Origin of the sequence: Synechococcus sp. A15-28 (genome assembly GCF_014280175.1) — a bacterium.
Classification (GTDB): domain Bacteria; phylum Cyanobacteriota; class Cyanobacteriia; order PCC-6307; family Cyanobiaceae; genus Parasynechococcus.
Genome location: NZ_CP047931.1, coordinates 2,242,725 through 2,255,884, shown reverse-complemented (window position 1 = coordinate 2,255,884; position 13,160 = coordinate 2,242,725). Strand labels below are relative to the sequence as shown.

General features: G+C 51.3%; 13 protein-coding genes. 7 read left to right on the top strand and 6 right to left on the bottom strand.

Annotated features, from left to right (window positions below):
* The first annotated feature begins 2 nt into the window (after positions 1-2).
* The 5 genes from urtA (at position 3) to urtE (ending at position 5,251) form a co-directional block, all read left to right on the top strand.
* Positions 3-1,310, top strand: coding sequence for an urea ABC transporter substrate-binding protein (urtA, locus tag SynA1528_RS12720; protein WP_186587055.1), 1,308 nt, complete (start codon positions 3-5; stop codon positions 1,308-1,310).
* 71 nt (positions 1,311-1,381) lie between these two features.
* On the top strand, positions 1,382-2,539 hold the full coding sequence (gene urtB / locus SynA1528_RS12715) for an urea ABC transporter permease subunit UrtB (RefSeq protein ID WP_186498336.1): 1,158 nt from the start codon (positions 1,382-1,384) through the stop codon (positions 2,537-2,539).
* A 17-nt stretch (positions 2,540-2,556) separates the two neighbouring features.
* On the top strand, positions 2,557-3,678 hold the full coding sequence (gene urtC / locus SynA1528_RS12710; RefSeq protein ID WP_186587054.1) for an urea ABC transporter permease subunit UrtC: 1,122 nt from the start codon (positions 2,557-2,559) through the stop codon (positions 3,676-3,678).
* A gap of 50 nt (positions 3,679-3,728) precedes the next feature.
* On the top strand, positions 3,729-4,472 hold the full coding sequence (gene urtD / locus SynA1528_RS12705; RefSeq protein ID WP_186498334.1) for an urea ABC transporter ATP-binding protein UrtD: 744 nt from the start codon (positions 3,729-3,731) through the stop codon (positions 4,470-4,472).
* 32 nt (positions 4,473-4,504) lie between these two features.
* On the top strand, positions 4,505-5,251 hold the full coding sequence (gene urtE / locus SynA1528_RS12700) for an urea ABC transporter ATP-binding subunit UrtE (protein ID WP_186498333.1): 747 nt from the start codon (positions 4,505-4,507) through the stop codon (positions 5,249-5,251).
* A gap of 65 nt (positions 5,252-5,316) precedes the next feature.
* On the opposite strand, the gene SynA1528_RS12695 is transcribed toward urtE, so the two are convergent.
* The 6 genes from SynA1528_RS12695 to SynA1528_RS12665 all read right to left on the bottom strand — a co-directional run bounded on the left by SynA1528_RS12695 (position 5,317) and on the right by SynA1528_RS12665 (position 10,539).
* Complete coding sequence (locus SynA1528_RS12695; protein WP_186587053.1) at positions 5,317-5,601, bottom strand: FmdB family zinc ribbon protein; 285 nt, start codon at positions 5,599-5,601, stop codon at positions 5,317-5,319.
* A 34-nt stretch (positions 5,602-5,635) separates the two neighbouring features.
* A complete protein-coding gene (gene fmdA / locus SynA1528_RS12690) occupies positions 5,636-6,841 on the bottom strand; it encodes a formamidase (protein ID WP_186587052.1) in 1,206 nt (401 codons plus the stop codon).
* 605 nt (positions 6,842-7,446) lie between these two features.
* The gene (locus SynA1528_RS12680) at positions 7,447-7,881 is read right to left on the bottom strand and encodes a hypothetical protein (protein WP_186587051.1); all 435 of its coding nucleotides are present in this window, start codon (positions 7,879-7,881) and stop codon (positions 7,447-7,449) included.
* Between the two features lie 570 nt (positions 7,882-8,451).
* On the bottom strand, positions 8,452-8,700 hold the full coding sequence (locus tag SynA1528_RS12675) for a DUF1830 domain-containing protein (protein WP_186588520.1): 249 nt from the start codon (positions 8,698-8,700) through the stop codon (positions 8,452-8,454).
* Positions 8,701-8,903: 203 nt separating this feature from the next.
* On the bottom strand, positions 8,904-9,230 hold the full coding sequence (locus SynA1528_RS12670) for a hypothetical protein (RefSeq protein ID WP_186587050.1): 327 nt from the start codon (positions 9,228-9,230) through the stop codon (positions 8,904-8,906).
* 31 nt (positions 9,231-9,261) lie between these two features.
* Entirely contained in the window at positions 9,262-10,539 is a 1,278-nt protein-coding gene (locus tag SynA1528_RS12665; RefSeq protein WP_186588518.1) for a glycosyltransferase family protein, read from the bottom strand.
* Positions 10,540-10,608: 69 nt separating this feature from the next.
* Between SynA1528_RS12665 and SynA1528_RS12660 the strand changes: the two genes are divergently transcribed.
* Both SynA1528_RS12660 and yedP read left to right on the top strand, forming a co-directional pair.
* Positions 10,609-12,336 carry a sugar phosphorylase gene (locus SynA1528_RS12660; RefSeq protein ID WP_186588517.1) on the top strand — a complete coding sequence of 576 codons (1,728 nt, stop codon included), beginning with the start codon at positions 10,609-10,611 and terminating at the stop codon, positions 12,334-12,336.
* Positions 12,333-13,142: a mannosyl-3-phosphoglycerate phosphatase-related protein YedP gene (gene yedP, locus SynA1528_RS12655; RefSeq protein ID WP_186587049.1), complete on the top strand. Its 810-nt coding sequence runs from the start codon at positions 12,333-12,335 to the stop codon at positions 13,140-13,142. Before SynA1528_RS12660 ends, yedP begins: the two co-directional genes overlap by 4 nt.
* Positions 13,143-13,160: the final 18 nt, after the last annotated feature.

The following is a 13,160-nucleotide window of genomic DNA, read 5'->3' as shown; positions in this document are numbered from 1 at the left end:
TCATGAATTCAACGTTTACGAAGCGTCTGCTAGCTGCTTTCGCTGCCACAACAGTGGGAGTCACAATGACCGCCTGTGGCGGAGATAGTGGTGATTCCGCTGGTGGTGGTGCAGATTTTGATGGTGAAATCAAAGTTGGCATCCTTCATTCCCTTAGCGGAACGATGGCGATCTCCGAAACGACTCTAAAAGAAGTCGAGGAGATGGCGATCAAGGAAATCAATGCCGACGGTGGCGTCAAAATCGATGGCAAGAGCTACAAGATCACCTACACCTCTGAAGATGGTGCTTCAGATTGGCCTACCTTCGCGGAGAAGTCACAGAAGCTGATCGACGCCGATAAGGTTGCCGTTGTGTTTGGCGGCTGGACATCCGCAAGTCGGAAGGCAATGCTTCCGGTTTACGAAGCCAAGGATCACTTCCTCTTCTACCCAATTCAGTACGAAGGTCAGGAGTGCTCCAAGAACATCTTCTACACCGGCGCTGTCCCCAACCAGCAGGCTGAGCCCGCTGTTGACTGGCTGTTTGAGCAGTTCGCCGACAAGTACGGCAAGAAGGTTTATTTGGTTGGTTCTGACTACGTCTACCCCAGAACTGCTAACACCATCATCAAAGAGCAGGTCAAGAGCCTGGGTGGTGAGACAGTCGGTGAGGACTACATCCCTCTGGGCAACACTGAGGTGGCACCTATCATCGCCAAGATCAAGAAGGAGTTCCCTGATGGTGGAATCATCATCAACACTCTGAACGGTGATTCCAACGTTGCCCTGTTCAAGCAGTTCAAGGCAGCAGGAATTACTCCGGAAAAGTATCCGATCATGTCCTTCTCCATCGCTGAGGAGGAGATCCGTCAGATCGGACCTGAGTATGTGGGCGGCACTTATGCGGCCTGGAACTATTTCATGTCCCTCGGATCCTCGGCCTCCGATACCTTCAATTCAGCATTCCTTGCTGAGTACGGTGATGATCGTGTGACGAACGATCCGATGGAGTCGGCTTACAACATGGTTTACCTCTGGAAGGCTGCTGTTGAGAAGGCTGGCACTTATGAAGATCTGGATGCTGTCCGGAATGCACTGATCGGAATTAAGCTCGATGCTCCTCAGGGTCCGATTGAGATGTATCCCAATCACCACATCTCACAGACTGTGCGGATTGGTGAGGCTAAGGAGGATGGTCAGTTTGAGATTCTCTGGGACAGCAAGACCCCTGTTCCTCCTATCACTTGGAACCAGTACGTTCCTGAGACCAAAGGCTACAAGTGCGACTGGACCCTTGATCGTGCTGATGCCGGAAAGTTCAAGATGTAATCGTTACTTCTGAATTTCTTTGAATAGTGGGCCACAATAAACTTGTGGCCTTTTTTTTACCCCATGTACTGATGGAATTAATTTTTTCACAGCTCCTTGATGGGCTCAGCATTGGGTCAGTTTTGCTTCTTGCGGCGACTGGCCTTGCCATCGTTTTTGGTTTGATGGGGGTAATCAATCTCGCTCATGGCGAGTTGATGATGGTTGGAGCTTACGTGACTTTTGTCACTCAAAACATGTTCAAGCCTCTTGGCGAGGGTGTTTTCCAACTCTATTATTTTTTCGCATTATTTTTTGCCTTTGTCATTACTGGAATTGTCGGCATTCTTCTGGAAAGAACATTAATACGGCAATTATATGGCCGACCGCTTGAGACATTGCTTGCTACTTGGGGTGTCAGCCTTGTGCTGATTCAATTTATACGCAGTGTTTCAACAAGTATGGTTTTAGGTATATTAATTGCGATATTGCTAGGTTATTTCTCTCAACGATTTTCACCAGCAAAGCTTAAAAGTGCTAATTTCTACCCTTATTTATCAGGTTTTGCTTGGGTTGTGGCATCAGCGATTGGATTTATTTCAATTAATGCGATGACAGCTTCTAAGATGCTCTCTAAAGCTTGGTTTGGACCTCGCAATATTGACGTGACAGCTCCGAAATGGTTGCAAGGAAGCTGGGGTTCCATTGCGGGGATTGAGTTGCCAGGTATTCGAATTTTTATCATTATCCTTTCGGCTCTGCTGCTTGCGTTTGTAGCATGGTTCCTCACAAAGAGTGTTTGGGGTTTACGTATCCGTGCTGTCACTCAAAATCGCCAGATGAGCAATTGCTTGGGTATTCCCACTGATAGTGTCGACAGCATCACCTTCGGGATTGGATCAGGCTTAGCTGGTGTTGCTGGTAGTGCGATCACTCTGCTTGGCTCTGTAGGACCCAATCTTGGAGCGGCCTATATCGTTTCTTGCTTTATGGTTATTGTTCTAGGGGGAGTTGGAAATCTTGTTGGTACTGTGATTGCTTCGATGATGCTTGGCATCATTCAATCCATCATTGGATCTGGTGCCATCTTAATTGCTTTCGACAATATACCGGCTGGTCCTGCTGCTGTGATTGAGTTCTTTGCCACAACAAGTATGTCATATGTGCTGATATTTATCTTTATTATTACGTTCCTTCAATTTAAACCCACTGGGATGTTCCCTCAAAAGGGACGATCTGTCGAATCCTGATTACTACGGTTTTTACCATGAAAATTTTCAAAAAGCTGATTCCCTGGCTTCTTCTCGCCTTCGCATTCTTTGTCCTACCAGCGATTCTTTCACAGTTCCGCCTTAACCTTTTCGGTAGGTATTTTTCTTTAGCTATCATTGCTTTAGGTATCGACCTGATCTGGGGATATACCGGACTCCTAAGTCTTGGTCAAGGTATCTTCTTTGCCTTGGGTGGTTATGCCATAGCCATGCATCTTCTCTTGGTGACTAACAATGATTTCACCACTGGTGCTAATGGTCTGCCTAAGTTCTTTGAGAATTATGGTGTTGATAACCTTCCGTTTTTCTGGCAACCATTCTGGTCATTCCCTTGGACATTGATTGCTATATGGTTAATTCCTGCTGTGGTTGCTGGCCTTGTCGGATATTTGATTTTTAGAAACAGAATCAAGGGTGTTTATTTTTCTATTATTACTCAGGCTTCTTTGATGGTTTTTTACCATTTTTTCAATGGTCAGCAGAAGCTTGTTAATGGAACGAATGGCCTTAAGACGAGCACAACGGAGATCTTCGGAATGATCGTGGGCTCCGATGATGCTCAGATTATGTTCTATCGGATTACACTTATAATACTCCCGTTTGCCTATCTCTTATGTAAGTTTTTAACGAGTGGTCGTTTTGGTGATGCTTTGATCGGGATCAGAGATGATGAAGCACGACTCCGTTTCAGTGGGTTTAATCCGGTTCCTTTTAAAGTGATCGTCTTTTTAGTTGCTGGTGGCTTGGCTGGCATTTCAGGTGCACTTTATACAGTTCAGTCAGGTATCGTTTCACCTCAGTACATGGCCATTTCAATGTCTATTGAAATGGTGATTTGGGTCGCCGTTGGTGGTCGTGGAACATTGATCGGACCGATTATAGGCGCCGTTTTGGTGAACTACTTACGAAGCCTTGTCAGTGAAGCACTACCAGAAGCCTGGTTGTTTGTGCAGGGTGGTCTGTTTATCTTCGTGGTTGTGTTGATGCCGGATGGTATTTATGGATGGTTCAAGAATGGTGGATTTACTTCGATGTTGGCAGCCTTTGGAATTGCCAAAAAATCTTCGACTTATCCAAAATTAGAAATGGATAAAAGTTACACAGTTGAATCACAATAGTTTGCTTTTAAACAACCTTCTTCTTCATGTCAACCAACACTGTTTAAGCAATGTCAACACCAATTCTTGAATTGAACGATGTCAGCGTTGATTTTGATGGTTTCTTCGCATTGACTGATCTTTCCATCTCACTAGAGCATGGTGAGTTAAGATCAATCATTGGACCCAATGGCGCTGGTAAAACAACTTTTCTAGATGTCATCACTGGAAAGGTTAAGCCAACCAAAGGCTCAGTCTCCCTGCGAGGTTCCAGCATTATTGGTTTTTCGGAACAGAAGATTTCAAGACTAGGTGTTGGTCGTAAGTTTCAGACACCTCGCGTGTTTGAAAATCTTTCGGTCTCTAGAAATCTTGAGTTGGCTGCTTCACCGAGCAAGATGCCATTCAGTCTTATGTTTGAAAAACTCAATAACACGGCTAAAGATGAGGTCTATCGCTTGATGGATTATGTGGGCCTTGCTCCTTATGCAAAGGTCTTGGCCGGTTCTTTGTCTCACGGCCAAAAACAATGGCTTGCGATTTCAATGCTTGTTGCTCAATCTCCAGATATCATTCTTCTGGACGAGCCAGTGGCAGGCTTGACCGATGACGAGACGAACAAAACAGCTGAACTGATTAAATCCCTTGCAGGTGAACATACCGTGGTGGTAATTGAGCATGATATGGAGTTTATTCGTGATCTTGCCGCACCAGTCACTGTGTTGCATCAAGGGCAGTTGTTGACGGAAGGTTCACTTGATGAGGTAAAGTCTGATCCAAAAGTGATTGAGGTTTATCTCGGTCAATCTGAATAGTATCTTTTTATTCACTAATCCCTTTAAAGATCATGGTACAAACGACAACCACCACACATCCAACCTCAGCAAAAACAGTTCTTCGAGCAAATGGCTTGAATGTCTATTATGGCGAGAGTCACATTCTCAGAAATGTTGACCTGCATATCCCTGAGGGGGAAATGATTTGTTTGATCGGTCGTAATGGAGTGGGAAAGACAACCTTTCTAAAGACGATCATTGGTCTTCTCGAGCAACGATCTGGTTCGATTGAATATGACGGAAAAATGTTAACTAACCAGCCTCCTTATAAACGAGCAAGGGGAGGAATTGGTTATGTTTCCCAAGGCCGAGATATTATTCCTCGAATTACAGTTCGAGAGAATCTTTTGATCGGAATGGAATCATTGTCTGGGGGGATGGGGCGAAATCGTCATATTGATCCCATTGTTTTTGAATTGTTTCCTATTCTTGAACAGTTTCTGAATCGACGTGGAGGTGACCTCAGTGGAGGTCAGCAGCAACAACTTGCGATTGCACGTGCACTTCTTGGCAAGCCCAAGCTTCTTTTGTTAGATGAGCCAACCGAAGGGATCCAGCCGTCGATTATTCTCGACATTGAACGTGCTGTCAAACGGATCATTAAAGAAACAGGCATTAGTGTTCTTCTGGTTGAGCAACACCTTCATTTTGTGAAGCAGTCTAATTTCTATTATGCGATGCAACGAGGTGGTATTGTATCGAGTGGTCCAACCTCACAATTATCAGATCATGTGATTGAAGAATTCCTGACAGTTTAATCAGAATAAAAATGGGGTGTGATTTTTTAATCACACCCCATTTTTTTAATTTTGATAGTCTTTTCTTAGCAACCTCGATTCAACATCCAAGGACGTGAATCGTTTGTGCGTAATCGAGGCTTTGAAGGCTCAGTCGCATATATTGAATTTTTTTTGCTCACAAGTTTTGGTTCCTTAACTTCGATTTTCGAGCGAATAGATGAGGATAACACCATGGGTGGATTGAAAATCCTCTTGCCTTCTCTTCCACAAGTAGGGCATTCTGTTTGAACAGAACGTTGATCAATTGATCGCCATACTTCATAGGTGAGGCATTCACTAGATTGGCAGGAATATTCGTAGACTGGCATGTGAAAATCGATAAATAATGGTAGAAGTAAGTGCTTAGCAGGGGAGAATATCTTTGTCAAATATGGAAGTTGGTATGGCAAGGGTGCAGCACGCATTTGGAATGTCGACAATTCCACTGATCCTGCCTTCAACCGGAGCGCAGCTCAGCAAGAGATAGGCCTGTTCTCCTGTATAACCAAATTTTTTCAAGTATTCAATTGCATTTAGGCAGGCTCTGCGATAAGCAATATGCACATCCATATAATATTGTTTCCCTTCAAATTCATCGACAGAGATGCCCTCAAAGACTAGATAATCAGAGTAATGAGGCTCAACAGGACTGGTCTTGAACATTGGATTGACCATGCCATATTTAGCCATCCCTCCTTTGATCAGCTCAACATGAAGATCGAGATATCCAGACATCTCGATAGCACCACAGAATGAAATTTCCCCATCACCCTGAGAAAAGTGAATGTCACCCATGGAGAGCTTTGCACCCTCTACGTACACAGGGAAATAGATCCGTGTTCCTTTTGTGAGATTTTTAATGTCGCAGTTTCCTCCATGTTCCCGTGGAGGAACAGTCCGAGCTGCTTCGTTAGCAATTCTCTCAAAATCTCCAGCAGCGACGTTCCCAAGAATGGCGCTGTTTGGGTTCGGCAAAGCTGCCAGAACCGGTTCCGTTCCAGAAAGTCCTGCGCCATAGGTTCTGCGGTCTGGTGCAGTCTGAACCAACTCTGTTTCTCGACGGTTCCATTCCTGGAGCAGATCCATGGAGGGAGCGCAACCGATCAGGCCTGGATGGGTGATGCCAGCGAAACGAACTCCGGGAATGTGGCGAGAGGACGTAAAAACTCCTTCCAAATCCCAGATTGCTTTTGCTGCTTTTGGAAAATGATCGGTCAGAAATCCTCCACCGTTTTCTTTGGCAAAGATTCCAGTAAAACCCCACTCATCACCTTGAAGTGCTCCTACCTCGAGGATATCAACAACCAAAATATCTCCTGGCTGAGCTCCATTGACCCAAATTGGACCACTTAGAACGTGAACAACCTCGAGATTCACATCAGCAATATCTTGGGGATTGTCGTTGTCTTTAATCTGTCCATCTGTCCAGTCTTTGCACTCAATTCGAAAGACATCGCCTGGATTAACTGATGCGACTGCAGGAATATCTGGATGCCAACGGTTATGTCCAGGCATATCCTGCTGATCCATCGACTTGGTGAGATCAACTTTGAAAAGCGTTTCGGGCATTGATAGCAAGAAGCTAACACTCTTTTATTAAAGACACAATGAAGGGGCCAAGATGTGGCCCTTTATACGCAATTAAAAATTGCACTGTTTTGATACTAAAACTTTGTTTTATGTGATACTTTTTTTAATTCTACAATATGATAATAAAACCTTTAATTCGCCGCAAGTTTGCTCTCATACAGAGAGCAAACTTGCGGCAGCAAACTTTGTCAGGCTGTTGCTGTTGCTGGGATCGAATTTGTCACTCCGTTCTGTGGCATAGGTCCAAATGGCTGTGTTTAAACCTTGAGTTGAGTACTCAGGCATCACAATTATGTCTGCTTCCGGATATCCAGCTTTTGTTGACGCTACGGCTTTGCAAATCTGGTCGACTTGTGTCTGGATATCGGCTGGACCTGTGATCACAGGCACGGGATATTGAATCATTGCGACGAGCACAGACTCGTCCCAGGAACTGACACTGCCGGTACTAGCCATTGGCGAGAACGAGAACCATTCCCATAGTCAGGTCTCGAGGAGAGCCTGGCCGTATCAATTGCCACTGTTGTGTCATTTTGTTGGGCGACCGTTGGCCATTACGGAGATGCTTGGCCTCCCTAGGTAGCTCAGTCGTCTAGGAAATCTCCTTTTCGACAAAGGTTTTGCGCGAGGCGTTGGGCCCATGCAGGAGCTGGTTCGCGGCCCTTCTCCTCGGTCTGGCCATTGAAATAGAGCAACAGTTGCCAGTCCGTTTTTCCCCCCTCGACACCAGGCGTTTCGCCGTCCGTTAACCAACGTCCATAAATGTTGTCGTACTGAGGCCAGTTCGGCAGATCAGGCATGCTGCAGACCGCATTCACCTCTGCAGTGCTCGTCACGGATTGATCCGTTGTGACCCTGATTCCTCCATCGAAGAGTCCATTGGGTTCTCCTGGTTTGAAGGTGTGGGTCAGGCGTATCTCTGCACCTCCCTTCACCACAAGCGTGTCGCCGGGTTGAGCTTCATGACTGGGAGTTTCCTTGGCTTGCCGGTAGCACCCTTGAATTGCTGTCGTTGTCACGGAGAGTAGGCAGGCTATCGCTCCAATTGGTAAGAGATTCTTCAATTGCTTTCGGGCAGGGACATGCCGTACATGGGCACCTCCTACTTTGCTGGGGCAGACCTTTGTGAAGAATATTAACCGTTTGCCATTTTGTTTCGACACGAACGACGTCTGTATCCATTGGCTTGCCATGATTTATCTGTATCAACCAATACCAGCCGTTCACCCTGGTTCAGGGCGCAGTGGTTCTCAGGTCAAGGAACGGGGACCTGTTCATCTCGGAGAGGACGAATGTCCAAACTTCAATCTCAACGCTCGATTATTCAAACGTCTCAACTGCTCTACCGGCCTTCCGGGCGGAAGACGGCAAGTTGCCAGATCATCCGTTCCAAGAAAACTGCTGAGCTTCTTAGCCTCTCCGACGATGTGCAAGATGATCAACGGCATGCATTTGAGGCTGGAGCATCTGCGGCAAAGGCGAAGACCCTCCGTCCCGGGGGCTTTCTGCGCTCAAGGATGACTGCTGAGCTGCTCGGAGTCGATCTGATTGGCCGCTAGCCCTCCTTGAGGTCCTGGGGCTGGAGCGATTTAGCAGGCCCAGACTGTTTCGGTGGCCGCCTCGTCTTGATTCATGGCGTACTCGCTCACATCGGCGCGTACGTGCAGCATCTGACCGCTCACCGACATTTTCCAGATTTCAAGCCGCGCCTGTTCAGGGGCTTCAAACCAGAACATCTCAGTGGGAAGCACAACCTTTTCACGGTAAAAGTGGTCATCACCGACACATTTAACAATCACCATTCGGTCAGTGTCGTTGCGGTAGACGCACTCAATCATGTCAGAATCCCAGAATGATGCCACTTTGCAGAACTCTGCGCCAGTGGAGTGTTGGATTGGGCACGAATTGGAAATGCTTTCAGATTTCGTTTAGACCCCGTGATACAGATGCAGTTGGTTTGGTAGCTTTAGCGACCTTTTGATGATGGCGCGGCTCTTTTTGGTTGCGGAGTGTGGGTTGATCAGTCAATAAGTCTGAAAGTTCACACAGTGTGGATGTTTCGTTTCAAATGAAACAATTCTTTTTCGTGGTGGCATGAAAATAGTGAAGTCTTCAATTGGAGTAAGTGATGCGGGAATCGATTGCAATGTCCACGACGCAATGCTTTGAAGTGGAGCGGATGAACCGTGCCATTGAAGCCACTGCAGACCCAGCGCAGTTGCAGACGCTTGCCAAGCAACTTCTCCATGCCTGGCAATCCCAGCGCGCTGCGACGCAATGGGTAATGCGGCAGCAGCAGGCTCTTTGATGCGTCTTGGGATTTGTCTAAACGAATAGAAATTGGCTCCAATCTGACGATTGGGGCCAATTTGACTCGTTTACATTTTATTCAAGTCCGTTCAGGCAACAAGCTCAGATGTTGATGATCTGGGTTTGTGATTGGGTCGACGCAATGGTTGAGACTGGGGCAATGTTCGAGATGTAGTGCGATCCATTTGACCTGCTGCACTTAGGTCGCCTTGAAGCGAAGGATTGCAGCTTTTCAGTCGTGACCAACTGGGGAGCTGATGAGCAACTGGAGACTCCATTAGGCGGGAGAGTCCTGGCCGCAGCAGTTCAGCAAAACTGTGCACAGCCAGTTCTTCTCCATGGCGGTTATAGGGGAGCCGGTTGATCGCCGAATCAATGCCGAATTGGCGCACCCGATCCTCACCGACGCGTCGGTAGAGCACCTCAAGGGTGGGAATCTGATCCATCGAGATCACGGCGCCCTCGTGCTCCATCAAGCTGCGCAAAACGGTTCCGAAGATTTCACCGGCCATGCGTTGCAACCCCTCACTGGGTTTGCTTCCGAGTCCTTTGTGCTTGTGATCAAACAGCCCCAGATCCACCTGGGCAATGCGACTGGTGGCGACATGACGGAATACCTCCGAGAGCAACCCCATCTCCAGGCCCCAATCGGAGGGGATGCGCAGATTCATCGCCAGATCGGTGGTGAAGGCGAATTCACCAGCCAAGGGGTAGCGAAAAGACTGCAGATAGCGCAGGTACGGCAGTGGGCCAAAGATCTGTTCGAGGCTGACCAGCAGAGGACCGACGAACAGGCGGGTGGCCCGACCCTGCAGCGCCTGGGTTTCCAGCGATAGCCGGCTGTAGAAGGCCTTGACGTAGGCGATGCCGTGGGAGCGATCCAGCAGTGGACGCAACATCCGCTCCGGGTATGCCGAGCCGAAGGTGCGGATGTCGGCGTCAAACAGGCCCACCACTTCGGCGTCCTGACAGGCCACCCCAAGCCCTTGCCAGACCGCCCAGCCCTTGCCGGGGGGACCGGTGACCTCGAGTCCCAGGGCGCCCATGGACTCAAGCAAGTACTTCACGGCTGGGCCATTGGTCCAGTGCACCTGAACGGGAAAGGGCATGCCGGCGAAGAAGGCTTCGGCATGGGCTACGTCCTCCGCGCTTTCAGCGGCCAGAGCAATGACGAGGCGATTGAGGCCTTTCAATGACGACAGAGTGTCGCGGATCAGCGCCAGTGCTGGACGGCTGAACTCCTCCATCAGACAGGGGATCAACAGCGTCGTCGGCCGCTGGCTCAGCTCGCGGTTGAAGGCAACAGCATCCAGGTTGCCCAGGCTGTAGTCATGAACCGTGGTGATCAGGCTCTGCTGAAAATCCATCCGGTGCTTAATGCGACAACAGTTGATGAGGTCATGACCCATACCTGAGCGATGTTCAGGAGAGCCGATATGCAGACCTTGAGCGCTGAAACGCTGCAGGGCCTGCTGGAGAACCTCTACCTCGAGGATTCTTCCGCTGATTCCGAGCAGCTGTCGTCGCAATTGCTGCAGATTTTGCGTGGTGCGTCAGCAAACGACGACCCGCCCGTTGCGACGGATCTCTGGACAGGCGCCGATGCGGTGCTGATCACCTATGCCGATACGGTGGTGGAGCATGGGGTGCCCGCGTTGCGCAGCCTGCGTCAGCTACTCAACAACCGCCTGCGGCCCTTCGCTGAGGTGGTGCATGTGCTGCCGTTTCTGACCTCCACCAGTGATGGCGGCTTTGCGGTGGCCAGCCACGACCGGATCGAGCCGCGCTTCGGTGACTGGGACGATCTGGCGGACCTCGCTGAGGGGCGTCGTCTGATGGCGGATCTGGTGCTGAATCACATCTCCGCCGCCCACCCCTGGGTCAGGCAGTTCCTGCGCGATGAGGAGCCGGGTCGCTCCTGTGTGCTGGAGGCCGCGCCCGACCCTTGCTGGGACCAGGTGGTGCGGCCGCGCAGCTCCTCCCTGTTCACCCAGCTGAGCGGATCGGACGGTCCGCGTCAGGTATGGACGACCTTCGGGCCCGACCAGGTTGATGTCGATTGGCGAAGTCCGGAGGTGTTGCTGGGATTCACACGGCTGCTCGACCGGATGCTCCGCCATGGGGTCCGCTGGGTCCGTCTGGATGCGGTGGGGTTTATCTGGAAGACGCCAGGGACCGGCTGCATCCACCTGCCTGAAGCCCATCGCATTGTTGAGGTGCTGCGGCAGCTGATGGAACGCAGCTGTTGCGACGGGGTGGTGGTGACGGAGACCAACGTGCCGGAAGAGGAGAATCTTTCCTATCTGGTCAGTGGCCGAGAGGCGCACCTGGCTTACAACTTTCCGTTGCCGCCTTTGTTGCTGGAGGCGGCCATCAGTGGGCGTGCCGATCTGTTGAACGGCTGGCTCAACCGTTGGCCGGCATTGCCGGAGTCCACAGGCCTGTTCAACTTCACCGCTTGCCATGACGGTGTGGGTCTGCGGGCCCTGGAGGGGTTGATGTCGGATGAGCGGAGGCTGCAGTTGTTGATCGCCTGCGAGCAGCGGGGCGGTCTGATCAGCCATCGCCGCCTCACCAACGGTGAAGAGGCCCCCTACGAGATCAACATCAGTTGGTGGAGTGCAATGGCCGATGGCGGAATCGATCCGGCCCATTGGCAGCGGGCCCGTTTCCTGATGACTCAGCTGCTGGTGTTGGCGCTGCCCGGGGTACCGGCCTTTTATCTGCCGGCCCTGTTGGCCACGCCCAATGACCTGGGCACGTTCCGTCGCACCGGTCAGCGCAGGGATCTCAACCGCCCGCAGTTCAAGGCAGAGGCTGTTGAGCGGCGACTTCAGGATCCCGACAGCGATGCCACCGCCGTGACCACGACCCTGGGTCATGCCCTGCGGGTGCGCCGCGATCAGCCGGCCCTGCATCCCGATGCCGCCATGGAGGTGTTGAGTGCTGGCCGCTCCGATCTGGTGATGCTGCGTCGCCGTGGCGGCGGCCAGACCCTGGTGGCGGTTCACAACGTCACCTCCTCGCGGTTGACCCTGGCCCTGGGGCGTCTCGGTGGTCACGCCGGTCTCGCCTGGGCCGATTGTCTGAGCGGATCCTCCGAGACCCACGCTTCTCAACTTCAGTTGGAACCTTATGCCGTGCATTGGCTGATTCAGGCATGAGCGACCCCCAGAGTTGCCGTTGGTGGGTGGTCACCGACCTCGATGGCACCCTGATGGACAATCAGTACGACTGGTCGCCGGCGGCGGCGGTGCTGCGCTCTCTGCAACGGGCAGGTGTCCCCGTGATTCCCTGCACGAGCAAAACGGCGGAGGAGGTGGAGCGCTTCCGTACTGCAGCTCAGCTGCGGGACCCGTACATCGTCGAGAACGGGGGAGCCATCCACGGTGAAACGGCAACGGGTCAGCCCTGGGAGGAGGCGCTGGGGCCCGGTTGGTCGGCGTTGAAACCACGCTTGCAGGAGCTGTCGGAGCAGTTGGCTGAACCTCTGCAGGCGCTCGATGAGCTCACGGAGGCGGAGGGGGAACGCCTGCTTGGACTCTCCGGCGCGTTGCTGCAGCAGGCCCAACGGCGGCGGTGCAGCGTGCCCTTTGTACCGCCCCCTCTGGCGATTCAGCCACGCCTCGATGCCCTGGCGGCGGCCCAGGAGTTGGCCGTTGTGCGGGGCAACCGGATGTGTCACCTGCTCGGCGGGGGGGTCAGCAAAGGGAACGCCCTGGCGGCTCTGAAGCAGCGTCTGGGTAAACCGGATGTGAAGGTGCTGGCCCTCGGGGACTCCCCCAATGATCTGCCCCTGCTGGAGGTGGCGGACCTGGCGGTGGTGGTGCCTGGTGTGGATGGTCCCCATCCGCAGTTGTCCGCTGGAGTGCAGAGCGGACGATTTGAGCTCGCCCGCGCCGCCCATGCGGAGGGATGGGCGGAGGCGGTGGTACGGCTGCTTCCTTTGGGCGGCACGATATTTGCGTGATATCTACGTAATATCGAT

What these genes read in the sequence shown, in the direction of transcription:
- urtA (WP_186587055.1), top strand. Translation starts at nt 3, where the DNA reads ATGAATTCAACGTTTACGAAGCGTCTGCTAGCTGCTTTCGCTGCCACA.
- urtB (WP_186498336.1), top strand. Translation starts at nt 1,382, where the DNA reads ATGGAATTAATTTTTTCACAGCTCCTTGATGGGCTCAGCATTGGGTCA.
- urtC (WP_186587054.1), top strand. Translation starts at nt 2,557, where the DNA reads ATGAAAATTTTCAAAAAGCTGATTCCCTGGCTTCTTCTCGCCTTCGCA.
- urtD (WP_186498334.1), top strand. Translation starts at nt 3,729, where the DNA reads ATGTCAACACCAATTCTTGAATTGAACGATGTCAGCGTTGATTTTGAT.
- urtE (WP_186498333.1), top strand. Translation starts at nt 4,505, where the DNA reads ATGGTACAAACGACAACCACCACACATCCAACCTCAGCAAAAACAGTT.
- SynA1528_RS12695 (WP_186587053.1), bottom strand. Translation starts at nt 5,601, where the DNA reads ATGCCAGTCTACGAATATTCCTGCCAATCTAGTGAATGCCTCACCTAT.
- fmdA (WP_186587052.1), bottom strand. Translation starts at nt 6,841, where the DNA reads ATGCCCGAAACGCTTTTCAAAGTTGATCTCACCAAGTCGATGGATCAG.
- SynA1528_RS12675 (WP_186588520.1), bottom strand. Translation starts at nt 8,700, where the DNA reads ATGATTGAGTGCGTCTACCGCAACGACACTGACCGAATGGTGATTGTT.
- SynA1528_RS12665 (WP_186588518.1), bottom strand. Translation starts at nt 10,539, where the DNA reads ATGGATTTTCAGCAGAGCCTGATCACCACGGTTCATGACTACAGCCTG.
- SynA1528_RS12660 (WP_186588517.1), top strand. Translation starts at nt 10,609, where the DNA reads ATGCAGACCTTGAGCGCTGAAACGCTGCAGGGCCTGCTGGAGAACCTC.
- yedP (WP_186587049.1), top strand. Translation starts at nt 12,333, where the DNA reads ATGAGCGACCCCCAGAGTTGCCGTTGGTGGGTGGTCACCGACCTCGAT.